Origin of the sequence: Pseudoalteromonas sp. NZS100 (assembly GCF_015864815.1) — a bacterium.
GTDB lineage: Bacteria > Pseudomonadota > Gammaproteobacteria > Enterobacterales > Alteromonadaceae > Pseudoalteromonas > Pseudoalteromonas distincta.
In genome coordinates, this window is record NZ_JADYWM010000014.1 from 55,173 (window position 1) to 76,697 (window position 21,525).

General features: G+C 39.9%; 21 protein-coding genes. 7 read left to right on the top strand and 14 right to left on the bottom strand.

Features of this window, described 5'->3' with window-relative positions:
- From I6E69_RS14475 to I6E69_RS14485, 3 genes are all read right to left on the bottom strand, one after another.
- Window positions 1-726, bottom strand: coding sequence for a response regulator transcription factor (locus I6E69_RS14475; protein WP_166377902.1), 726 nt, complete (start codon window positions 724-726; stop codon window positions 1-3).
- Window positions 727-788: 62 nt separating this feature from the next.
- Window positions 789-1,523 (bottom strand): spondin domain-containing protein, encoded by a 735-nt coding sequence (locus I6E69_RS14480; RefSeq protein WP_197121521.1) that lies wholly within the window; start codon window positions 1,521-1,523, stop codon window positions 789-791.
- A 10-nt stretch (window positions 1,524-1,533) separates the two neighbouring features.
- Window positions 1,534-2,244, bottom strand: a complete 711-nt coding sequence (locus tag I6E69_RS14485; protein ID WP_197121522.1) for a spondin domain-containing protein — start codon at window positions 2,242-2,244, stop codon at window positions 1,534-1,536.
- Window positions 2,245-2,429: 185 nt separating this feature from the next.
- On the opposite strand from I6E69_RS14485, the gene I6E69_RS14490 reads away from it, so the two are divergent.
- The gene (locus I6E69_RS14490) at window positions 2,430-2,795 is read left to right on the top strand and encodes a DUF4870 domain-containing protein (RefSeq protein WP_002962338.1); all 366 of its coding nucleotides are present in this window, start codon (window positions 2,430-2,432) and stop codon (window positions 2,793-2,795) included.
- Window positions 2,796-3,023: 228 nt separating this feature from the next.
- Window positions 3,024-3,458: a YqaA family protein gene (locus I6E69_RS14495; protein WP_197121523.1), complete on the top strand. Its 435-nt coding sequence runs from the start codon at window positions 3,024-3,026 to the stop codon at window positions 3,456-3,458.
- 16 nt (window positions 3,459-3,474) lie between these two features.
- On the opposite strand, the gene folX is transcribed toward I6E69_RS14495, so the two are convergent.
- From folX to ycaO, 7 genes are all read right to left on the bottom strand, one after another.
- Entirely contained in the window at window positions 3,475-3,831 is a 357-nt protein-coding gene (folX, locus tag I6E69_RS14500) for a dihydroneopterin triphosphate 2'-epimerase (protein ID WP_002962340.1), read from the bottom strand.
- Window positions 3,832-3,835: 4 nt separating this feature from the next.
- Complete coding sequence (folE, locus tag I6E69_RS14505; protein WP_002962341.1) at window positions 3,836-4,390, bottom strand: GTP cyclohydrolase I FolE; 555 nt, start codon at window positions 4,388-4,390, stop codon at window positions 3,836-3,838.
- A 22-nt stretch (window positions 4,391-4,412) separates the two neighbouring features.
- The gene (gene folM, locus I6E69_RS14510) at window positions 4,413-5,132 is read right to left on the bottom strand and encodes a dihydromonapterin reductase (RefSeq protein ID WP_197121524.1); all 720 of its coding nucleotides are present in this window, start codon (window positions 5,130-5,132) and stop codon (window positions 4,413-4,415) included.
- A 223-nt stretch (window positions 5,133-5,355) separates the two neighbouring features.
- A complete protein-coding gene (gene nadE, locus I6E69_RS14515) occupies window positions 5,356-6,186 on the bottom strand; it encodes an ammonia-dependent NAD(+) synthetase (protein WP_197121525.1) in 831 nt (276 codons plus the stop codon).
- 68 nt (window positions 6,187-6,254) lie between these two features.
- Window positions 6,255-6,884, bottom strand: coding sequence for a YceH family protein (locus I6E69_RS14520; RefSeq protein ID WP_197121526.1), 630 nt, complete (start codon window positions 6,882-6,884; stop codon window positions 6,255-6,257).
- A 43-nt stretch (window positions 6,885-6,927) separates the two neighbouring features.
- Window positions 6,928-10,290 (bottom strand): ATP-binding protein, encoded by a 3,363-nt coding sequence (locus I6E69_RS14525; protein ID WP_197121527.1) that lies wholly within the window; start codon window positions 10,288-10,290, stop codon window positions 6,928-6,930.
- A gap of 115 nt (window positions 10,291-10,405) precedes the next feature.
- Window positions 10,406-12,166: a 30S ribosomal protein S12 methylthiotransferase accessory factor YcaO gene (ycaO, locus tag I6E69_RS14530; RefSeq protein WP_197121528.1), complete on the bottom strand. Its 1,761-nt coding sequence runs from the start codon at window positions 12,164-12,166 to the stop codon at window positions 10,406-10,408.
- Window positions 12,167-12,322: 156 nt separating this feature from the next.
- Between ycaO and I6E69_RS14535 the strand changes: the two genes are divergently transcribed.
- From I6E69_RS14535 to I6E69_RS14550, 4 genes are all read left to right on the top strand, one after another.
- On the top strand, window positions 12,323-14,608 hold the full coding sequence (locus I6E69_RS14535; RefSeq protein WP_197121529.1) for a penicillin acylase family protein: 2,286 nt from the start codon (window positions 12,323-12,325) through the stop codon (window positions 14,606-14,608).
- 79 nt (window positions 14,609-14,687) lie between these two features.
- Window positions 14,688-15,536, top strand: coding sequence for an MBL fold metallo-hydrolase (locus I6E69_RS14540; protein WP_039486908.1), 849 nt, complete (start codon window positions 14,688-14,690; stop codon window positions 15,534-15,536).
- 88 nt (window positions 15,537-15,624) lie between these two features.
- Complete coding sequence (locus I6E69_RS14545) at window positions 15,625-17,157, top strand: bifunctional GNAT family N-acetyltransferase/carbon-nitrogen hydrolase family protein (protein ID WP_024595458.1); 1,533 nt, start codon at window positions 15,625-15,627, stop codon at window positions 17,155-17,157.
- Window positions 17,157-17,474 carry a multidrug efflux SMR transporter gene (locus I6E69_RS14550; protein WP_002962354.1) on the top strand — a complete coding sequence of 106 codons (318 nt, stop codon included), beginning with the start codon at window positions 17,157-17,159 and terminating at the stop codon, window positions 17,472-17,474. The genes I6E69_RS14545 and I6E69_RS14550 overlap by 1 nt, the downstream gene beginning before the upstream one ends.
- Before the next feature lie 66 nt (window positions 17,475-17,540).
- On the opposite strand, the gene I6E69_RS14555 is transcribed toward I6E69_RS14550, so the two are convergent.
- On the bottom strand, window positions 17,541-18,428 hold the full coding sequence (locus tag I6E69_RS14555; protein ID WP_197121546.1) for a DMT family transporter: 888 nt from the start codon (window positions 18,426-18,428) through the stop codon (window positions 17,541-17,543).
- A 230-nt stretch (window positions 18,429-18,658) separates the two neighbouring features.
- On the opposite strand from I6E69_RS14555, the gene I6E69_RS14560 reads away from it, so the two are divergent.
- A complete protein-coding gene (locus tag I6E69_RS14560; protein ID WP_024605945.1) occupies window positions 18,659-19,042 on the top strand; it encodes an MAPEG family protein in 384 nt (127 codons plus the stop codon).
- Window positions 19,043-19,115: 73 nt separating this feature from the next.
- Here the strand turns inward: I6E69_RS14560 and I6E69_RS14565 are convergent, their stop codons facing one another.
- The 3 genes from I6E69_RS14565 to I6E69_RS14575 all read right to left on the bottom strand — a co-directional run bounded on the left by I6E69_RS14565 (window position 19,116) and on the right by I6E69_RS14575 (window position 21,502).
- Window positions 19,116-20,324, bottom strand: a complete 1,209-nt coding sequence (locus tag I6E69_RS14565; RefSeq protein WP_197121530.1) for a TonB family protein — start codon at window positions 20,322-20,324, stop codon at window positions 19,116-19,118.
- A 9-nt stretch (window positions 20,325-20,333) separates the two neighbouring features.
- Entirely contained in the window at window positions 20,334-20,708 is a 375-nt protein-coding gene (locus tag I6E69_RS14570) for a BlaI/MecI/CopY family transcriptional regulator (protein WP_007377323.1), read from the bottom strand.
- Window positions 20,709-20,809: 101 nt separating this feature from the next.
- The gene (locus I6E69_RS14575) at window positions 20,810-21,502 is read right to left on the bottom strand and encodes a pseudouridine synthase (RefSeq protein WP_197121531.1); all 693 of its coding nucleotides are present in this window, start codon (window positions 21,500-21,502) and stop codon (window positions 20,810-20,812) included.
- Between the last annotated feature and the right edge of the window lie 23 nt (window positions 21,503-21,525).

The following is a 21,525-nucleotide window of genomic DNA, read 5'->3' on the forward strand; positions in this document are numbered from 1 at the left end:
TTAATTGAGTTGGCTAGGGTTTAGTTTGTAACCAACACCCCAAACTGTTTCGATGATAGGCGCTTGTTGGTGTTCTTCTAGCTTGGCACGTAAGCGGTTTATATGTGAATTAACCGTGTGCTCGTAACCACTGTGTTGGTAACCCCATACCTTATCGAGTAACTGCTGGCGGCTAAAAACATGATTAGGATGGCGTGCAAAGTAAACGAGTAAATCAAATTCGGTGGCGGTAAGGTTAAGGGCTTGTTTACCTAAATACACTTGGTGCGAACTAAATTCTATGTTGAGTGAGCCTACATTTAGTGTTTGTTCGCTATCAACGGGAGAGTTGTCGTTGTTTTGGCCAGCGAGTAGTTGTGCTCTGTGGCGTAATTGGGTTTTTACTCTGGCTTGTAATTCGCGTGCAAAAAAGGGTTTACAAATATAATCATCGGCGCCCATTTCAAGGCCAATAACTCTGTCCATATCGCTACTCAGCGCGGTGAGTAAAATAACGGAGGTAGTAGGGTAATGCTCTTTTATTTTTCGGCATAAGCTCAAACCATCCATTTGGGGTAAGTTTATATCGAGTAAAATAAGTCCGTAGGGATGCTTAGCTATTTTTTTTAAGGCTAGTTCTGCGCTCACAACATGATCAACATGTAAGTTAAGCGACGTTAGCTGCGTGGTAATTAACTTACCTATTTCTCTGTCATCTTCTACTACTAATATTTTTTCGTGACGCATGTATTACCTCGTAAAAAGGGGGGCATCCGTGCTCCCTTACTTCCCCATTACAAGCTGGAACGTTACTGCGTGCGCGTAATTACTATTTTCGATACTGGGTTATCAAACTTATGTTCAACACCAAGTGCTGATGTAGATAATCCATCTTGATTTGAAACAATGCCTGGATGCATCGTTATTATATCGGCTGTATCGTCACGTATTTCGTTAAACCCTTCGCCGCTAGCGGCAGGACCTGGCACAGTTTCAGCTGTTTCTGTATTTGCTTCCGTACCCGCATCATAAGCAGTCGTAGTGCGTGATAACGAACCGCCAACTTCTAATGTTGATACATCTAAAGAACTAAGACCGGTAAAAGCATCATTTGTATTCCCAAGCATGGCAGCAAATGACAAATTAAGCGTTTCTTGCTCTTCAACAGTAATGATCACTGTGGTGGTTTCACCAGGGCCAATAGCGCCTTCAGCTGAAACTGCAGCAAGTGCACTTTCGTAGCTGAGGTATTCTTCATTTGCACCGCTTTCTGCAAGCATTTCTAAGCCCACAGAAGCTGTTGTACCGAATGACCAAGGTGCTTCATCTTCAAAAGCAATGACAGAGAGTGGTGACAAAGGCTGTCCTGTAGTTAAGTTACTAAAAGTAATAGTAAACTCACTGATCACAGGTTCTACAACAATTGGCTCAACAACGACCGGCTCTTCAACAACTGGGTCGTTATCATTATCGCTACACGCTGCAAGTGTGGTTGCAAGTGCAAGCACTAGTAGACTTTTTTTAAGGTTGTTAGCAGATGACATAATCATGCTCCTACTTAACTGTAACGGTTAATTGCGCTACTGGGTTTAACCATCTGTGTACTGTATTACTTAAATCGCTATTACCCGCTTCTAAATCGTCATCACCTAAGCTACCCGGGTGAATATGAATGTTAGTATTTGTATCACCACTTAATACACCTGTACCGCCAGTGCCAGCGTCGCCACCTGGAGCCGCAGGAATACCTGGAGTACCTGGAGTACCTGGTGCGCCAGAGCCTTCAACTACAAGCTCATTGTTTTGTTCTGTGCCTGCATCGTAAGCATTTAAATTAATTGTGTAAGTACCCGCTTCTGTTGGGATTTTCCAGCTGTTTAAGCCTACAAAGCCATCATTAGTTGGTAGCATCATTGCAGTTAAAGATAGGTACTCGTTACCGTCGGTAGTGGTAAGTGTTGCCGTTGTAGATGCGGCTGGTGCAAGTAAACCTTCAGCTGGATTTGCAGCCATATCACTGCCCGCTGCAGTTGCTTGTGCAACTAGCTCTGCAATATTGCCGCCTTCAGCCATTGTTTGTAGTGCTGTAGATGCCTCTGTTGCTACTTCAAACAGTGTGTCTTCGCTGTTATGTGCTGTAATTAACAGTGGAGTAAAGTGAATACCTTTGGTTAGGTTAGTTACTTTTAGGTCTAATTCTGCGGCCATAGTCGATTGGCTAGCTGCCGCTAAAAGAATTGCGATTGTTAATGTAGAAGTTTTCATTATTATTTCCTGTAAGTGATGATTCGAGTTAAGTATTGAATAATCGTCTCCAGAAACTCTCACAAACTTATCACTTTTTTATCACAAGATTTCACGCTGTGATTTTTAAACATAAATACGTTGGTTGATTTGTAGACATTTGTTTAGTTAAGAGGCAACATACATAAAACAAAAAGGAGAGTGTTATGGAAGAAAATCAACAGGTTGAACCAGTTAATAAAGATGACCGTACGTGGGCTATGTTATGCCATTTAAGTGCGCTTGCTGGGTTTGTGGTGCCGTTTGGCTCAATAATTGGGCCATTAATTGTGTGGTTAATTAAAAGAGATGAAATGCCAGTTGTTGACGTGCACGGTAAAAAGGCGCTTAACTTTCAAATAACGATGGCAATTGCATATGTAGTTTGTTTTGTACTGATGTTTGTAGCAGTCGGCTTAATATTACTACCTATAGTGGCAATTTTTGGGTTTGTAATGGTTGTAATGGCAAGTATTAAAGCTAATGAAGGTAAAGAGTTTAATTACCCGTTTAGTTTAAATTTGATAAAATAAACACACAGTTTATTTTTATACCAATTGCATTAAATTAGTGATCTATTATAGCGATAAGAAAATAGCTCAATAACAAGGCTAAAATTATGATACATAGTTGTTCTATATAAATAATTTTTAACGTAGTTAGTGAGTTATTTGATACGCTAGAATGCTCATGTTTTTAATAAAATTGGTATTATAAACCCAGCTATAGGCTGGGTTTTTACGTTTAGCCATAAGGGCATTATGCTTTATCTCACGTTATTTATTAGCGCATTTATATCTGCGACATTACTGCCTAGCTCTTCTGAGGTAATAATGGTGGGAATGATTACTCAAGATAAAGTTAATTTATGGCTTATGTGGTGTGTAGCAACACTTGGAAATGTGTTGGGGAGCTGTGTTAATTATTGGTTAGGCACGCAGGTACTGCATTTTAAAGATAAAAAATGGTTTCCTGTATCGCAAAAAGGGCTTGATAGCGCACAAAAGCAATTTAATAAATATGGAGTGTATAGTTTGTTATTTGCTTGGTTACCGGTTGTGGGGGACCCATTAACGGTGATTGGAGGCATATTTAAAGTACGATTTAGTATCTTTTTACTGTTAGTAACACTAGGCAAAGGCGCTCGCTATTTAGCGGTTATCGCCCTTGCCGTAGGATTCGAAAAGCTTTTTTAAATAAGTTTTTAATTGCTTATTTAGCCCAATCAAGCGTTAACGACACTGAGTCGGCAAAACGCAGTGCATGTGGTTTATCAACACGTGCTTTAGCGTAATGAACGCTTGGGTGTGCGTGACAAACGGCAAGAATTTCAGCAACTAATTTTTCGAGCAGTAAAAAGTGCCCTTGCTCTACTAAGCTAATAACTTCTTTGGTGATCACTTTATAATTAAGTGCTTGGTCAACTTCATCCGTTTTACACGCGTCATCAGCAGGGTAGTGAATCTCTAGATTGATCACTACATCTTGCTTTTTTTCACGCTCATCGGGGTTAAAGCCAATAAACGTACGCAGGCGTAAATTAGTAACGTTAATGATTGCATTAGCCATAGGGTTAACCTTTTATAAGCTGCAAAAATTCGTTACGTGTTTTAGGATCGCTTCTAAAGTTACCTAACATTACTGATGTACGCATGCTTGAATTTTGCTTTTCTACACCACGCATCATCATACACATGTGTTTTGCCTCAACAATAACGCCTACGCCCTTAGCGCCAGTAACTTCTTCAACTGCTTTAGCGATTTGATGCGTTAACTGTTCTTGAATTTGAAAACGGCGTGAAAACATATCAACAATACGTGCAAATTTAGATAAGCCTAATACTTTACCGTTTGGTATATAAGCAATATGGCAACGGCCAATAAAAGGCAGTAAATGATGCTCACACATAGAGTAGAGCTCTATGTCTTGTACTAACACCATGTCGTCGGCGTCAGATGTAAATACTGCTTTATTAGTTATTTCATCAAGCGTTTGACGATACCCTTGCGTTAAATATTCCATTGCTTTTGCAGCACGTTTTGGCGTATCAAGTAAGCCTTCGCGGTTAGCATCTTCGCCTACAGCGGTGATGATTTTTTCATAACTTTCTTTTAATTCATTGTGCATAAATATCTCAGTTTATTTATATTTACTTTAAATGACGACCGCCATCAATAGGCAAAGAGCGCCCTGTGATGTAGTGGCTTTGTAATAGTAAATCAATGCTATTGATAATTTCTTGGCATCCGGGTTCAATGCCCATTAATGATTTTTTAAGAGTCTTAGCTCGATATTGCTCATCGTCATGTTCATTAAAAATAATGAGCGATGGAGCAACCGAGTTCACTTTAATATTTGGCGCATATTTAGCGCTAAACGATTTGGTTAGGTTGTCGAGTGCTGCTTTACTTGCTGCATAAGCTAAGTGTTTAGGGCTGCCTGTTTCAACTACATAATCAGTAAGGTGTATTATATCGGCAGGTACTTTTTCATTTTGCTGATAGTTTAAAAGCAGCTCTGCGCACATTAAATTAATTAAATACGGTGTTTTGGCATGTATACGCATCATATTATCAAACAGTGCTGCAAAGTCAGGGTTGTTAGCTTCGCAGTCCCAGCTTGATGCATTGTGAACAATAGCGCGCAGCGATGTTGTATGCTTTTTGAGCGCATTTATAAATGCACTAATACCTTCATCGGTACTAAAATCGGCATAAATACATACAGCACCTTGTTGCTCTAATTTATCAACAGCGGCGTGACGAGTACGATACGTGATAATAATACTCTGCCCTTGGGCTATATAATGCTGAGCGAGTGCTAAACCAATACGTTGGCCTGCGCCGGTAATTAAAATGGGCGATGTCATATAAGGCAGTGTTCTCTTTGGCGGGTAGTTATACCAATATAATTAAAAATATCATCGTTCTATCGCTATTTCATAGGGCTATAATAGCTCACTAATTTAATGCAATTGGTATTATAAAATTCAAAGCGTTAATTTATTAAAATATACGCAGCTTCTTAATCTGTCGATCAAAAAAGCAATTAATCCTCAAAGGCATTAATTGCTTTATTTTAGCTACTAAATATTAATCGTAAATTGTCGGAATTGGTTGACGCTTATGTTGTGTACGCGTGTAAATGCTTACAAGCTTTTGTTCAACATCATTAGACACAGGTTTACCTTCTAAAAAGTCATCAATTTGCTCATAGCTCAAACCAAGTGCTTCTTCATCTGTTAAACCTGGGCGGTCACTTTCTAAATCAGCTGTAGGTGCTTTATCTACCAATAAAGCTGGCGCACCTAGTGCAGTAGCAAGTGCACGAACTTGGCGTTTTGATAAACCAAACAGAGGGGCTAAATCGCACGCGCCGTCACCAAATTTAGTATAAAAACCAGTAATGTTTTCAGCACTATGATCGGTACCCACTACTAAGCCTTGGCAAAAACCTGCAATTTCGTACTGAGCAACCATACGTTGACGCGCTTTAACATTACCTCTAATAAAATCTATTTGAGCTTGCTCAGGCAGTGCTTCACCACAGCCAACTACGGCAGCTATCGCTTGCTCATGCAATGCATCAGCCGCAGGTTGTACGTTTACGGTCATACGTTTACTTGGCTGAATAAAATCAACCGCCATTTGTGCTTCATCTTCGTCAGCTTGTACACCATAAGGTAGGCGCACTGCAATAAACTGATACTTGTCAGTATCGTGTTCTTTATTTAGCTCGTTTACAGCAAGTTGACATAAGCGGCCGCAGGTTGATGAGTCAACACCACCGCTAATACCCAGTACTAACGAGCGTGAATGAGCTGCTACCAAACGTGTTTTAATAAAATTAACTCGGCGAGTTATCTCAGCATTTACATCAATCGTTGGCTGAACCTTCATTTCAGCCATAATTTCGGCGCGCATTGCCAGCTCCTTATAAAATTTAATATGTGATACGCAATAAATTTATTATGTGATTTAGTTTTAGTTAATTAAAGTTTTAAATGAGCTTTTATTTGGCGAAGCTCTGCTTTTAATTTTTCTACTTCTTCAAGTAAATCGCTTAATTCTTTGTCTTTAATTACTTCGCTTGGTAGAGCAACAAAGGCATCGGCAGGATTATTTTGTTGTTCGCCAAATAAATGAATATATCGGCTGTCACGTTTACCAGCTTCACGCTCTAGCTTTGTGACGTACTCGCTTTCAATCAGTTTATTGAGCGCTGCCTCTACTTCATTTACGTTTTTAAAATCAGCAAGTCTAGCACTGCGGGTTCTTAATTCACCAGGGGTTTGAGCACCACGCAAAAGTAATAAACAAACAATGGCACGCTGCTGAGCAGAAAATTGCAGATTACTAAATTCAGTGTTGCAAAAGCGGTGATCGTATTTATTTACACGACCCGAAAGACCTTCATCTATTGTGACCAAACGCATTTCTATTAGTTCATCAAGTGCGTTTTGCACATCTTCATCTGTAAGACTTAACACAGGATCGCGATTAGACTTTTGGTTACATGCGTTCACGAGAGCGTTTAACGATAGCGGATAATGCTCTGGCGTCGTGCTTTGTTTTTCTAATAGGCAACCAAGAATACGTTGTTGATTTGTTGATAACTGCATAAATAATCTCAAATTAGTAAGCGTATTTTATTAGCTTACACCTTTATTGAATGCCAAGCCATTGTTGAAGCTTTGGTTGTAATGCAGCTAAATCGAGAGGCTTACTTAAATAGTCGTTCATGCCTGCGGCTAGGCATTTTTCTTTATCGCCCTGCATGGCATTGGCTGTTAGCGCAATAATAGTAATATTTTCATTATCTTTACCTGCATCACCTTCTCTAATGGCTTTAGTGGCTTGGTAGCCATCCATTTCGGGCATTTGGCAATCCATTAAAACTAGCTTATATGGTTTACCTTGTTTTGCATTGAGCTTTACAATTGCCTCAAGTCCATTTTCGGCAATATCAAAAGTAACACCCGCCTGCTTTAATAGCGCAGAGGCAACCACTTGGTTTATTTTATTGTCTTCAACAAGCAATAGTTGTGGTTCTGATGAATCGAGTACTGGCGCTTTAGTTAGCTTGTTTTGCAGTTGTGCTTGTTGCTGCTGTTGTTCAATGTATTTATCGTTTGTGAGTGAGTCAAACAAATCAGACGGTGTGAGAGGTTTGAAAATCATACAGTCGACTTCCATACCTACTTTAGACTCCTCTGGTGAATAACTCATTGGCGCCATAATAACTAACTTGCAACTATGCATATTTATAAAGTTTTTGAGCGCGGTGATATGCGTTTGTGGGGCTTTTTCAAAAAAGTAGTAATCAACTAAAATAGCACCAGGGTGGGTGGTTACATTACTTAAGTAATCATCAACCTCAAGATAGTTATGTATACAATTAACTTTTGCACCCCAAACAGTGAGCTGCTTATTAGCGGTGTTAGCATTTAACGAGCACTCATCAATAATTAAAATATGTTTGTTTTTAATTAAATGACTCGGTAAATCTTGTTCTTTACTTAAGCGCGGTTGTATTTGTACTGTGAAAGAAAATGTACTTCCTTCACCTTGCATACTGTTTACACTCACTTCACCGTTCATCAGTTCGCACAATTGTTTTACTATGGCAAGGCCAAGCCCTGTGCCCCCAAATTGGCGTGTTGTTGAAGCATCGGCTTGTGTGAATGAGTCAAATAACGACGCTTGTTTTTTAGGGTCAATACCAATACCAGTATCAATAATCGAACACTGTAGGAACGAGCCATCCGTTGTTTCATCTATTCTGGCAGTAATGACTACTTCGCCATCAATAGTAAATTTAACCGCGTTGCCAATTAAGTTATTTAAAATTTGGCGCAAGCGGTTAGGGTCACTAATTATCTCACTAACAGTTATTTGAGTAGCATCTAGAATAAGTTTTGTATTGTTTTGTTCTACCTTTAAAGCAAAGGATTCCACCACTTCGCCTAATAACCGAGGTAAATTAAATTGCACGTTTTCAATATCGAGCTTACCGGCTTCAATTTTAGAAAAGTCTAATATGTCATTAATTATATTAAGCAAAGATTGAGCTGATGATTGAGCAAGTTCAATATGATGTTTTTGCTGCAGGTCCAATTGAGTTTGCTTAATTATGTTAAGCATACCTAAAACACCGTTCATTGGGGTGCGAATTTCGTGGCTCATACTCGCTAAAAATTCACTTTTAGCTTCAACAGCTTGTTCGGCGGTTTCTTTGGCAGAAACTAGTTTTTGTTCGGTTTCAATTCGCTGTTGGCTTGAGTGCAAGCTGCCTATTAACGCAGCAACGGCAATTAAAAAGCTTTCTTCGTTTTTAGACCAGTAGCGTTTTGATTGGCATTGCTCTGCGCAAACGACTCCTATAGCGCCACTTCCTGCAGGGATTATTACGCACAGCATTGATTTAATCTCGAGAGTCATTAAATACTGTTCTTTAATTGGCTCAAGTATTGGGTGTTCTTGGGCGTCAGGCACATTAAATACAGGCTGGTGATCTATTGCATTAAAAAAGCCGGGAAGATTTTTTCTTAGCCAAATAGAGTCAATTTTATCACTAGACGAATGTTTACTATGTATGGCAAAAGGGCTTAGTTGGGATTTGTCTTCATTAAAAAACCAAATACTGGCACGTTTAATATCAAATGCTTGGCAGATTGCTTCAGTAATAATATCTTTTGATTGGCTCAGTTGCCCAGTTAATATTAATTTATTAACGGTAAGGGAGGCTAAAATTTCGTTGTGTAATGCTGTTTTATTATTTTCTAATTCAATCTTTTTACGGGTATCAATATTCTGTAATGAGCCAAAAATACGTGTGCATCGTCCATTTTTTCGTTCTGCTTCACCATGTACGAGTACCCAAACAGATTCACCTTCTTCATCCATTACTTCTAATTCAACTTCGTAGCTTTCACCATATTTTATAGCTCGTTCAATTAAAGGTTTAATTGTTTCTCTGCTAGTGCCTTTTTTAAAGTAATTTAAATCTTTAGGCCATTCTGGTTGGCTATTTAATGGGTATTTAAATAGTTTTTTGGTCATATCAGACCAATACACTTGTTTCGTTTCTAAATTAAATGACCATGCGCCTATTTGGGCTAGATCACTCATTGCCTCAAGCATTTTTTCGTTTTGTTGCTGGCGATTAAGCATTTTCAAAAAGAATAAAAAGGCCCAAATTAATAACCCGCAAATAATTATAATTGATAGCCTAAGTGGCCATACAGCTGAATTTGGTGGGCTCCAACCTATTTTAGGTGCTACGTAAAGTTGCCAATTGCCACCTTGAAAGCTTAACGTAAACTCAAGGGGGTCTTGCTCTATTATGTTTTGATTACCGTAAAAAAACTCCCCTTTGCTGCCAAGTCCATGCCTGCCTTGTAAAGCGACGTTGTATTCTTTTTCTAGCTCATAAATACCTGAATTTTCATAGACTTTTTCAATGTTGAGAACAACTGAAAGTAATCCCCAAAAGCGATTATCTGGCGGTATATAAACAGGAACGCGGGCTATAAGTGCTATGTCACCTTGGATTAATTTTAATGGGCCAGCCATTACAATGGTATTTGTATCGCGAGCTCTAATAGCATCAGCGCGTTGGTTTTTTTCTTCTAAAAAGTTTAAACCGAGTGCTTTTTCATTACCTTTTAAGGGGTAAGTCATGCGAATTACCATATCGGGAGCGCCACCAATATTGCGAAGCTCATTTGAGGTTTTAAATAGTGGTTGGGCAATTTGTTCAAATTGTGTTTGTTGTAAATCAGGCTGCGCCGCTACGGCAACACCTAAACCTCGAACTAGTTGGATATTAGAAACTAAAATAGATTCTAATTGAGCTCGATATGTACTTACTTCAGAAAGGATTTGTAGGCGATGAGCATCTTTAACACGATTGTAGTTAATACGATCAAGAACGATACCAACTAGTACAGTTAGCGTAAGCGATAACCAAAAGGTCAACTTAAAGTTATGAACGTTCGTTTTTTTATTGTTATTAGATGGTGGCATTAGCTACATCGTGGCGTTAATTTAGGCAAATTAACTATAGCTAATTTATTACACAAATGAAAACGGCGCATTAACAAATGCGCCGTTTATTTTTTATAATTAGTAGTTTAGCGAGCTACGAGTCGCTAACTTCACGCGCCCAGTGATTTTGCTTTGCTACATGTAGCTTGCGGTAACCATCAAGTAGCGCCGCATGCTTTTTAAAGCCTTCAAGCGATAAACCAGGGAAAGTTAAACCGTTAAACTGCTTTTTACCTTCGGCAATTTCTATAGCCAGCGCTACATTATTAGCACCAAACATTAAGCCTAATGCATCTTGGTAATCGGCGTATTCGCGCTCATCATCGTATTTAATTTCAAGAATCGCTTTTAAACAGCGGAAGTGGCGCATTGCCTCTTCGTTTACTTGGCCTGTATGAAGTATCCAGTCAACCCAATCAATGGCTTCTTCGCTGCCTGCAGCTAAACATAGGTGCGCTTTAAGCTCACCTATACGCAGTGTGTGCCATGGTGTGTCGGCATCGGTTGCAAGGCCAATAAATTCTGCGGCGCGGATAATATCGCTGTGGCCTGCTTCTTCAAGGCTGTCGTAAATTTCCATCCATTGCTCTGCATCGTACTGATCAAGCGATAGGAATGTTTCGCGGAATTTAGCGCCTTCGTTGTTGTTACGCCAAATAAGCTCATCAACAGGGTAAATGTCTGACATGCCCGGTACTAAAATACGACACGCGTATACGTTTAGGTGCGTGTAATCCATGATGTAGATATCATGATCCATGCTATGAATTAGATCAGTACAGAAGTTATATTCTTCTTCAGTTGTTCCGCTGAAGTCCCAGTGTACAAATTCAAAATCAGGTTTTGCACGGAAAAAATCATGCGAAATCAAACCGCTTGAATCAATAAAGTGCAGTTCAATGTTCTCTGGTGTTGCTACTTCATCGTTATCAAATGTTGCAGGTTGGAATACATCTAGCTGATCAAGACGACGACCTTGTAGTAACTCAGTCACGGTACGTTCAAGCGCAACTTCAAATGATGGGTGAGCACCAAAAGAAGCAAATACAGAGCCATCTGTTGGGTTAATAAGCGTTACGCTCATTACAGGGTATTTGCCCCCAAGTGATGCATCGGCAATACGTAAATGAAAGCCATGGCTGCGAAGTTCTTCACACGCTTCGTGAATTTTAGGGTATTGCTTAACAACATCTTCAGGCACGATTGGTAAACAAATACCTTCGGCGATGATGCGGTTTTTAATAGCGCGCTCAAATACTTCTGATAAACCTTGTACGCGAGCTTCAAATTTGGTGTTACCTGCGCTCATACCGTTAGATACAAAAATATTACCGATAACGTTTACCGGAATGTATACGTCTTGGTTATCGCGTTGGCGTGTGTATGGCAGGGTACAAATACCACGATCGATATTGCCTGAGTTAAAATCAAAAAGGTGTGATGCGTTTAGTTCGCGCTCAGGGTCAAAGTAATCCCATAAGCTTTCATCCATAATGCCCTCTGGCACTTCATCGCCTTCAACTTTAAACCATTTTTCGCTTGGGTAATGAGTAAACTCGCCATTAGCAAATTCTTCACCTAGATAAAAGTCTGCAAAAAAGTAGTTACAGCTTAAACGTTCAAAGTATTCACCTAGTGCTGAAGCAATAGATGCTTTGTCGGTAGCGCCTTTACCATTGGTAAACATAACACCGCAGTCGCTGTCTTTTATATGAACCGAATAACAGTTAGCTACAGGGTTAAGCCAAAGCGCTTCTTCAACATTAATGTTTAGGGCTTTAAGCTTGTTTTGCATGGTAGAGATTGACGATTCTAGGTCGCGGTCTTTACCTTTGATAAATGTTTTTTCAGTCATATTGATCTCAACTAGTTCTGCACGATGTGTGGAGCTGACATTATCGTGGATTTTGATGTTTATTTCACCCTTTGCGAGCAAGAACATTATTATTTAATAAAACTGTGGTTATTATATGTGCTTAACGCTTGGTCAAAACGTGCAAAGGAAACGGTGATGTTTAAAGTAATCAAACGCTTGTTGTTATTAATTGTGATATTAGGGCTGGCAAGTACCGCTGTTGTTTATGGGGTACTTAGTTTAAGTTTACCCGCTCTTGATGGAAACGGACGCAGTAACGCGGTGGTAGAGCCTGTAAAAATTTCGCGCGATGCACTAGGGCAAGCAGTAATAAATGCAGATAGCCGAAACGACGCTGCCTATGGTTTAGGTTATGCGCATGGCCAAGACCGATTTTTTCAAATGGATTTACTAAGGCGTAATGCCGCAGGTGAGTTAAGTGAATTATTTGGCGAAGCAGCGTTGGGGCTCGATAAAAAAATGCGTTTTCATCAATTACGTAAACGCAGCCAAATTATTTTACAAACCCTGCCTGATGCAGATAAGCAATTACTTAAAAGTTACGCTCAAGGTGTAAACGAAGGTTTAGCGCAAGTAGGGTATTCAAGCTTTGAGTATTTACTAACCGGTGCAGCGCAAAAGCCATGGCAAAGTGAAGACAGCCTACTTGTGATATTTAGCATGTACCTAGATTTACAAAGTGCCACATTTGAGCGCGACCAAGCACTTATTCAAATTGAGCAAGCGTACACAAAGCAAATGGTTGATTTTTTAACGCAACCGAGTAAGTACCAAGCCGCGCTTGATGGCAGCAAATTAGCGCCTTATAGCGACGGCATACCTACCTTTCCAACTCAAACAAAGCATATAGTTAAAAGTATTGAAGCCAACCAAGAGCGCGGCAGTAATAACTGGGCTGTTACAGGGGCGCTTACTAAAACAGAGGCTGGTATGGTGTCGGATGATATGCATTTATCGATGGCAGTACCTGTAATTTGGTACAGGGCACAATTAAATTACATGCACAGTGGTGAGCAGACTCAGGTAACCGGTGTATCGCTGCCCGGCGCACCTGCCATTGTTGTTGGCACTAACAACAATGTTGCATGGGGATTTACTAACGGTTATTTAGATACAGCCGATTGGATTGCATTAAACGATGATAGTAAAACATGGCAAGTAGATGAATCGATTGCATTACCCGATGGGGAGGTTGAAAACTATTCATTAATACTCAGTGAATACGGACCTGTAAAATATATTAACGAAAAACCTTATGCGTTGAGCTGGGCAGCCCATCAGCCTTATGCCGTTAATATGCAGTTATTAAAATTAGAGCAAGCCAAAACGGTAGATGATGCACTTGCTGTAGCAAGCGATGTGGGCATTCCGGTGCAAAATCTTATGGTGGTAGACAGCCTTGGTAGCGCAGCGTGGAAAAACATGGGCGGTATACCGGCTCGTAAAGCGCCAAGTGAGCTTGGCGTAAATGCCGATGACTACTCAGCGCTTTGGCAGCAAAATGAATTACAACGCCCTTTTATTAAAAACCCGCAAAACGGTCGATTATGGACTGGTAATTCTCGCGTGGTATCGGCTGAGGATGACGCGCGTTTTGGTAATGGTGGCTATGCACTCGGCGCACGTTCGAGCCAAATTCGCGATAGATTATTTGAAAAACAAACATTTGCTGAGAGCGACTTTTACGCATTACAACTTGATAATCAAGCTCGCTTTTTAATGCCTTGGCATGCTCTGTTATTAAAGCAATTAAAAACCGATATAACTAAAAATCAGCAATATATAACAGCGCTTGAAAACTGGCAGCAATGTGCGTGTTCAACCTCCACAGGGTATACCTTAGTTAAGCGCTACCGCGATGCAGTGATTAATATTTTATTTAGTAATATGGAAGATGAATTAAATAAACAACAAGGCACACTTAAATATGTAAAACGAGATTTAGAGCCCGCTGTTTGGCAGCTTATAAACAACAAGCCCGACACATGGATAAACCCACAATTTAAAAGCTGGGATGAGCAGTTACAAGGAGCATTTAGCCAAACTATTACTAAGCTTACAGAACAATTTGGCAATAACGTACAAAACTGGCAGTGGGGCAAGGTAAATGAGTTAGTGATAGAGCATCCGTTTGCAAAGCAAATGCCGTTACTTGCTAAGTTATTAAATATGCCCACAGCAGCAGGTTTTGGAGATAGTTATATGCCCGCCGTACAAGGGCGTAGTTTTGGCGCATCACAGCGTTTTATTGCTCAACCTGGGCATCTAGAGCATGCAATTTTAGCTATTCCTGGTGGGCAATCGGGGCACCCTCTTTCTGAATTTTACAGAGCGGGGTTTAGTGATTACGTAGAGGGTAAACATACACCTTTATTGCCGCAAACACTTATGCATCAAATAGTAATAAGTCCTATTAAATAACGTTTAAGTGATAAGTGAGTGAGCTTAAATAGTGATAAAAACGTTCTATATTTATTAATTCATACAACAGAGAACAAAAATGAAAAAAATACTACCCGCATTAATAACAGGTTTATTACTAAGCACTACAGCGCAAGCAGACGATGGCCCAGTAACAGCACAAAAACTAAGTGAGCATGTATACGTACTATTTGGGCAAGGCGGTAATATTGCAGCAAGTGTAGGCGATGATGGCATTTATATTATTGATGATCAGTTTGCCAAACTCTCAGATGATATTAAAAAAACCATTAGTGATTTAAAACCAGGCAGTGCAGAGTTTGTTATTAATACTCACCATCATGGCGATCATACCGGTGGCAACGAGAACTTTGCTAAAGCGGGTGCGCATGTTATAGCGCACGACAATGTACACAAACGTTTAGAAGAGCAGCACGGCGAAGGGTCAGACTTTTTACCGCGCATTAGTTTTGGTCACGACTTAAAACTACATTTTAATAACGAACACGCCCATGTAGTGCATTACGAACATGCACACACCGATGGCGATTCGGTTATCTTTTTTAGTAACGACAACATAGTGCACATGGGCGACATCTACTTTAATTTTGGCAGCTTACCGTTTGTTGATGTAGATAGCGGCGGCAGCGTTGATGGTATTTTAGCGGCAGTAAACGATGTAGTTAATCAAATTGACGACAACACTAAAGTAATACCAGGACACGGCAAGGTAAGTGACCGTTCAGGACTGATAGCGTATGGTAAGCTAGTTCAAAACGCGAAAGACGTAATGCTAAAAGCAATGCAAAATAATGCAAGCTTAGAGCAAGTACTTAAAGCCGATCCATTGGCTGAGCTGAATCTTGAATACGCAGGCTGGTTACCAAAAGAGAAAGTAACCACACTTTTTTATCGCAGTTTAAAGTAGTACGCGTAACGTAAAAAACATGATACAAAGCTGAGTGTACTTTAACGTACATTCGGCTTTTATTTTCTTATGCCCAAAGGAGTTGTGTATGTCGGCAGAAAAAACCCATCTTGAAATTTGTAACTTAACCAGAGAGCAATATCCGCAAATTAAAACCTTGATGGATCAAGCGTATCCCGACTTAGGCGGTGCGTGGCCAAGTCATACCATTTTTAGATTAATAGACCAGTTTCCTGAAGGGCAAATAGGTATTGTGGATGACGGCGTGCTGGTGGGCTTAGCATTAAGCGTACAGGTTGATTACACGCGTTTTTCAAACCCGCATACATACGAAGATATTGCAGACGGTCACGACCGTGTATTTAGCGATACCGACGGCGATGCGCTATACGGCTTAGATGTTGCTATTAGCGAAAGTCACAGAGGCATGCGTTTAGGTCGTCGCCTTTATGATGCCCGTAAAGAATTGTGCCGCCAATATAACTTACGCGCTATTTTAGCTGGTGGGCGTATTCCGCGTTATTACAATCACAGCAGTGAAATGACGCCAATGGAATACATTGCAAAAGTAGATCAAAAAGAATTATACGATCCTATTTTGAGCTTTCAGCTATCTAACGATTTTCAGGTAAAGCGTTTGCTTAAAAAGTATTTACCGGAGGATCAAGAGTCTGTTGGTTACGCCACTTTACTTGAGTGGAATAACATTATGTATGAGCCAACCGACACGGTACTTGAGTCAACTAAATCAATCGTGCGAGTAGGTGCTGTGCAATGGCAAATGCGTTGTGTTGAATCGGTTGAAGAAATGCTAAAGCAGGTTGAATACTTTGTAGATACCGTATCTGACTACAAAAGTGACTTTATACTATTCCCTGAGTTTTTTAATGCGCCACTAATGGGGCTAGGAAATCAAAGTAATCAAACAGAAGCGATTCGCTATTTAGCGGAATACACCGAAACATTTAAAAACGCCATGTCGCGTATGGCAATAGAATACAACGCCAATATTATTACCGGCTCTATGCCACTTGCCGAAGATGATAAAATTTATAACGTAAGTTACCTATGCCATCGTAGCGGTAAGATAGACGAGCAACGTAAAATACATATTACCCCGCATGAGCAAAACGATTGGGTTATTCAAGGCGGCGATAAAATTGCCGTGTTTGATACCGATGCCGGTCGTGTAGGTATTCAGATTTGTTATGATGTAGAGTTTCCTGAGCTTTCACGCATATTGGCCAAACAAGGGTTAGATATTCTGTTTGTGCCATTTTGGACTGATACCAAAAACAGTTATTTACGTGTGCGCCACTGTGCACAAGCGCGTGCAATAGAAAACGAATGTTATGTGGTTATTGCAGGTTCAGTAGGTAACTTACCTGAGGTAGAAAGCCTTGATGTGCAGTACTCACAATCGGCGGTATTAACGCCATCGGACTTTTCGTTCCCGCACGATGCAACACTTAACGAAGCCACACCAAACACCGAAATGCTGCTATTTAGTGACCTTGATATGGATAAGCTTAAAATACTTCACAGCGAAGGCACAGTGCGTAATTTAAAAGATCGCCGCGAAGATTTATACGAAGTGATTGTTAAAAAGAGAGACGTTTAATGGCGTGGGTGTACTTAATTATTGCTGGGTTACTTGAAATTGGCTGGCCGATTGGCTTAAAAATTTCGCAAAACGCTGATACACGCTGGCAAGGCATAGCAATAGCGGTGGTATTTTTAGTCGCTAGTGGTTTTATGTTGTGGCTTGCACAAAGGCAAATATCAATGGGTACCTCATACGCCGTATGGACAGGTATTGGCGCCGCCGGTACGTTTTTAGTGGGTATATTGTTTTATAACGATGCAGCTACATTTGGTCGTATTGCAGGAGTATTAATGATTATTAGTGGCGTGATAACACTAAAAATCAGCTCTTAGAACCAGTTCTTAAAGCTATAAAAATTATAACAGCGCAGGTATAAAAGCCTGCGCTTTTTTATGCCCTTAATTCGGCAACATAACCAAAACAGCAGCAATGGCTATGAGTATTAAGCCAGCAGTATCTTGTTTCTTAAGTGGCTGCTTTAACCAAAGAACGGCAATTAGCATGGTAAAAAACACTTCAGCCTGTCCAAGTGTTTTAACGTAAGCAACGTGCTGTAAGCTCATTGCACTAAACCAGCCAATAGAACCGACACAACTAAAAACACTAATTGCGGCTGTAGTACCTTTGTATTGCCACAGTTTACTGAGCGTTTTTGGCTCTTTTAATAATAAATAGCCCAGTAGTATTAGTGTTTGTAAGCTAATTACAAACAGCAAAACCCAAGCTGCTGAGTGAGGAAATAATAATCCTGAATTTAAGCTCGCTTCTCGTACCCACAGCGATGTAAGTGCAAAGCAAGTACCACAAGCCAGTCCTAGTAATGCTGTTTTAGCATTAAAGTGTTTAACGCTTGTTATGCCACTGAGTAGCAATACGGCGATAGCGCCAAAAAACACACCAAGCCAACCGAGTAAAGAAAGTGCCGAGCCAAAAAATAATACACCTAAAATGGCAGCTACTAATGCCTCGCTTTTGGCAAGACCAGCACCTACAGCGTAATTATTCATTTTAAATAAATTAACCATTAAACCAGTGGCAAGTATTTGCATCACACTTGCGCCTACAATAAATCCCCAAAAGGCATTATTAAACGTAGGCATGGCTGTATCTTGATATTGATACAAACCATATAAATACACGCCAGCAATAGGGCCTGCAATAATAAAGCGGGAGAGAGTTACGCCAGCAACACTCACATCGTTGCTTAATTTACTTTGCAGGGCATTACGCCATGCTTGCATGAAGGCGGCTAAAAAAGTGAAAAATATCCAGGTCATGGTCGTCATCATTAAAATGTAAGGCAGTAAAGTTAACAAGCTTTGTGAAGTAAAGCGATGCATTAACTATGATGTTGAATATTCATCATCTGCGACATTATGTCGCACGGGTTTGAGGATAAATTTAGCTATAGTAGGTCTGATGTTATTGTTAGCCGCCAGCGTTTGTCATAAAACGTATCTGGCGGCTTTTTTATTACGCTTATGCTAAATTATCCGAAACATCAAAAGGATAAATTATGACAACATTAGTTGTATGTGCATTACTTGCGGTATTAATGCCTTACTTTGCAAAAGTGCCGGTTGCTATAGCAATGGCAAAATTAGGTCGATACGACAATAAACATCCAAGGGCGCAACAAACAAAATTAACCGGCTTTGGTGCACGGGCGCTCGCTGCTCATCAAAACTGTTTTGAATCGCTTGCTGTTTTTGCTGTCGCTATTGCAGTTGTACTGGGCACTAACTCTGTAGGTGCAGTGACCGAAACGCTAGCGGTTACGCATATTGTGTCGCGTATTTTGTATTGCGTATTTTACTATATGAACCTAGATATAATTCGCTCATTAGTGTGGTTTATTGGTTTGGGTACAGCCATTGCCATGATTGTGGTGAGTTTGTAGGTTTATAGCGTAAAACCACAAAGCAAGCAGCCTAAAAGGGCGCTTGCTTTGTAGTCTTGAACAACTCGTGGCGTTAATGCGATACTTTAATTCGCTCAATTAAATCGGTAGGCGCCACTTCACTATTAATCGCAAAATCTAGTTGCACAAGTACATCTTCAAAACCTGAATCTGATGCTTTATATTTCCATTTTGCTAGTGCCTCTTTCGCTGATTTATCAAAAACATCTTTAGGTTTTGATTGAATAACACTAATGTTTTTTGTTTTACCGTTTGCTGCAATATCGTATTTTAATACAACAGAGCCGCTGATCCCTTGTTGGGCTGCTTGTATTGGGTAAGCAGGTTCAATGCGTATTGTTGGTGAAATGTGATCCTCTTTAGTCATTGCCTCTGGTTGCTTTGCAATCGCTAAGCCGCTTAGCATGCTTGCGGCTACAAGTAATAAGCCACCTTTAGCAAACTTTGAACGCTCCCCGCTGTGTTTTATATTAGTAAGTCGTTGTAACATGGTTTTTTTATCTCCGTAGTGTGAATAAGCCATAAGTCCTGTGGGCGCATTTGCCGCGCAGTTTATTAAGGCTTTGCTATATAAAATATGTTGTTGTGTGGTTTTATTGGCAAGTACCCGTTCATCACAAGTCAACTCTTGTAGTCGGCGCATGCTTGCGTAACAAAACCAAGCTAGTGGGTTAAACCAAAGTAAAATAGTAGGTAGTAACATAAGTGCGTTTGTTAGGTTGTCTTTGCGTTTTATGTGTACGTTTTCGTGCTCTAAAATAAGCGCTAATGTGGCTTTATCAAACTGGGTATTGTAGTTACTCGGTAACACCAGCTTGCTGTTTAAAATACCGACCACCATTGGCGTGGCTACATGTTGGCTGGTATAAGTTTTAACATCAGCGGTAAGAGTGCTTTCAAATTGGGTTAACTCAGTTAACTGCAGGCTTTTAATAAAGCGGGTATGCGTAATAAAGCTAGCTATTAATAACCCTGCGGTAATAAGTACATACATGAGCGCCCAGCTAATACCCATTTCATGTATAAAAGGCTGGTTAGGGGTGATTAAGTAATGGCTAATATTGCTATTTTGCAGTGGTTTAATCGCATTTGGTAAATTAGCAATAACCAATGCCGCAGGTAATAGCCATGCTAATTTATATACAAACCGCGAGCCAAGGGCTTTTAAACCAAATCGCTCGAGTAAAATAAATCCACAAAACAAAATGCTTAATAGTAATTGCTGCTCAATCAACCAATTAAAACCAGTTTGAATAGCCATGTTAATCCCTTACTTTTGGTTTTTTTCCCAGTCATCTATAACTTTTTTAAGCTCGTTTATATCTTGCTGAGAAAGCTGCTCCGATTTAGCAAAACCACTTACAAGTGGCGCAATACGTCCACTAAAAAATCGCTCAATAAAGTTTTGGCTTTCTTTTAAGGTGTAGTCGGCGCGCTCCATACAGGGAGTATAAATATATTGGCGACCTTCTTTTTCAAATGTAAGTGCGCCTTTTTTTACTAGTCGACCTAGCAGGGTTTTAATGGTTTTTTCGTGCCATTGCTTATCGTCGCTTAAGCGCTCAATTATTTGGCTCGCGGTGGCGGGGTAGTTAATCCAAAGTGCGTCGAGCACGTCAAACTCTGCTTTTGATAATTCAATCATTTTATCGCCTACAAGTGTAATCTTTGATTTAAGACTACACCCGTAATCTATTTTTGCAAGTTTATTTTTAACTTTTTGAGATGTAGTTAAGTGACTTGGTATTAGATTTTTGAAATATCGTTTTTATTAATTTGTATATATTGGTTTTCAGGTAGGTTTAGTTTTGAAAGGGTGAGGTCACTAAATTGCACTCTAAATAAATCAATAACTTTGTATCCGCAGTAATGCGCCATTTTACGTATTTGTCTGTTTAGCCCTTGTTTTAAAACAATACTAAACTGATTACTGGCTATTTTATTTACCTCACAAGGCAGGGATATGTGTTTATCAACGGGTACGCCTGCAGCCATTTTTTTACAAAAAGCATCGTCTAAAGGCTTATTTACGGTGACTAAATAATGTTTAGGCTGGTGGAAGTCAGGATGTATTAGTTGATTACAAAAATCCCCATCGTTGGTCAAAATAAGCAAACCACGAGAGTCTTTATCTAATCGACCAATAGGGTAAACACGGGTAAGTGTAGGCAAATGGTGAATAAGGCTGGCAGGGTCATCAATATTTAATTTACAGTCAATACCTACTGGTTTGTGGTACGCAAAATAAACTAAATCGGCAGCTCCTTTAATTTCTTTTTCGTTCACTATTATTGTGTCTTGCTCGTCAACGTGATCTATATGATTTGCTGGGCGATTATTTACAGTCACCACACCTTCATCAATTAAGCGCGATGCCTGTTTACGAGAGCAAATACCTGCATGGGCAATATATTTAGCGAGTCGGATTTTTGTGCTCATAACGTGTGACGCCAGCGGCTAAT

Bases quoted from the DNA above. Each gene is read 5' to 3' on its own strand.
- I6E69_RS14475 (WP_166377902.1), bottom strand. From the start codon at position 726: ATGCGTCACGAAAAAATATTAGTAGTAGAAGATGACAGAGAAATAGGT.
- I6E69_RS14480 (WP_197121521.1), bottom strand. From the start codon at position 1,523: ATGTCATCTGCTAACAACCTTAAAAAAAGTCTACTAGTGCTTGCACTT.
- I6E69_RS14485 (WP_197121522.1), bottom strand. From the start codon at position 2,244: ATGAAAACTTCTACATTAACAATCGCAATTCTTTTAGCGGCAGCTAGC.
- I6E69_RS14490 (WP_002962338.1), top strand. From the start codon at position 2,430: ATGGAAGAAAATCAACAGGTTGAACCAGTTAATAAAGATGACCGTACG.
- I6E69_RS14495 (WP_197121523.1), top strand. From the start codon at position 3,024: ATGCTTTATCTCACGTTATTTATTAGCGCATTTATATCTGCGACATTA.
- folX (WP_002962340.1), bottom strand. From the start codon at position 3,831: ATGGCTAATGCAATCATTAACGTTACTAATTTACGCCTGCGTACGTTT.
- folE (WP_002962341.1), bottom strand. From the start codon at position 4,390: ATGCACAATGAATTAAAAGAAAGTTATGAAAAAATCATCACCGCTGTA.
- folM (WP_197121524.1), bottom strand. From the start codon at position 5,132: ATGACATCGCCCATTTTAATTACCGGCGCAGGCCAACGTATTGGTTTA.
- nadE (WP_197121525.1), bottom strand. From the start codon at position 6,186: ATGCGCGCCGAAATTATGGCTGAAATGAAGGTTCAGCCAACGATTGAT.
- I6E69_RS14520 (WP_197121526.1), bottom strand. From the start codon at position 6,884: ATGCAGTTATCAACAAATCAACAACGTATTCTTGGTTGCCTATTAGAA.
- I6E69_RS14525 (WP_197121527.1), bottom strand. From the start codon at position 10,290: ATGCCACCATCTAATAACAATAAAAAAACGAACGTTCATAACTTTAAG.
- ycaO (WP_197121528.1), bottom strand. From the start codon at position 12,166: ATGACTGAAAAAACATTTATCAAAGGTAAAGACCGCGACCTAGAATCG.
- I6E69_RS14535 (WP_197121529.1), top strand. From the start codon at position 12,323: ATGTTTAAAGTAATCAAACGCTTGTTGTTATTAATTGTGATATTAGGG.
- I6E69_RS14540 (WP_039486908.1), top strand. From the start codon at position 14,688: ATGAAAAAAATACTACCCGCATTAATAACAGGTTTATTACTAAGCACT.
- I6E69_RS14545 (WP_024595458.1), top strand. From the start codon at position 15,625: ATGTCGGCAGAAAAAACCCATCTTGAAATTTGTAACTTAACCAGAGAG.
- I6E69_RS14550 (WP_002962354.1), top strand. From the start codon at position 17,157: ATGGCGTGGGTGTACTTAATTATTGCTGGGTTACTTGAAATTGGCTGG.
- I6E69_RS14555 (WP_197121546.1), bottom strand. From the start codon at position 18,428: ATGACGACCATGACCTGGATATTTTTCACTTTTTTAGCCGCCTTCATG.
- I6E69_RS14560 (WP_024605945.1), top strand. From the start codon at position 18,659: ATGACAACATTAGTTGTATGTGCATTACTTGCGGTATTAATGCCTTAC.
- I6E69_RS14565 (WP_197121530.1), bottom strand. From the start codon at position 20,324: ATGGCTATTCAAACTGGTTTTAATTGGTTGATTGAGCAGCAATTACTA.
- I6E69_RS14570 (WP_007377323.1), bottom strand. From the start codon at position 20,708: ATGATTGAATTATCAAAAGCAGAGTTTGACGTGCTCGACGCACTTTGG.
- I6E69_RS14575 (WP_197121531.1), bottom strand. From the start codon at position 21,502: ATGAGCACAAAAATCCGACTCGCTAAATATATTGCCCATGCAGGTATT.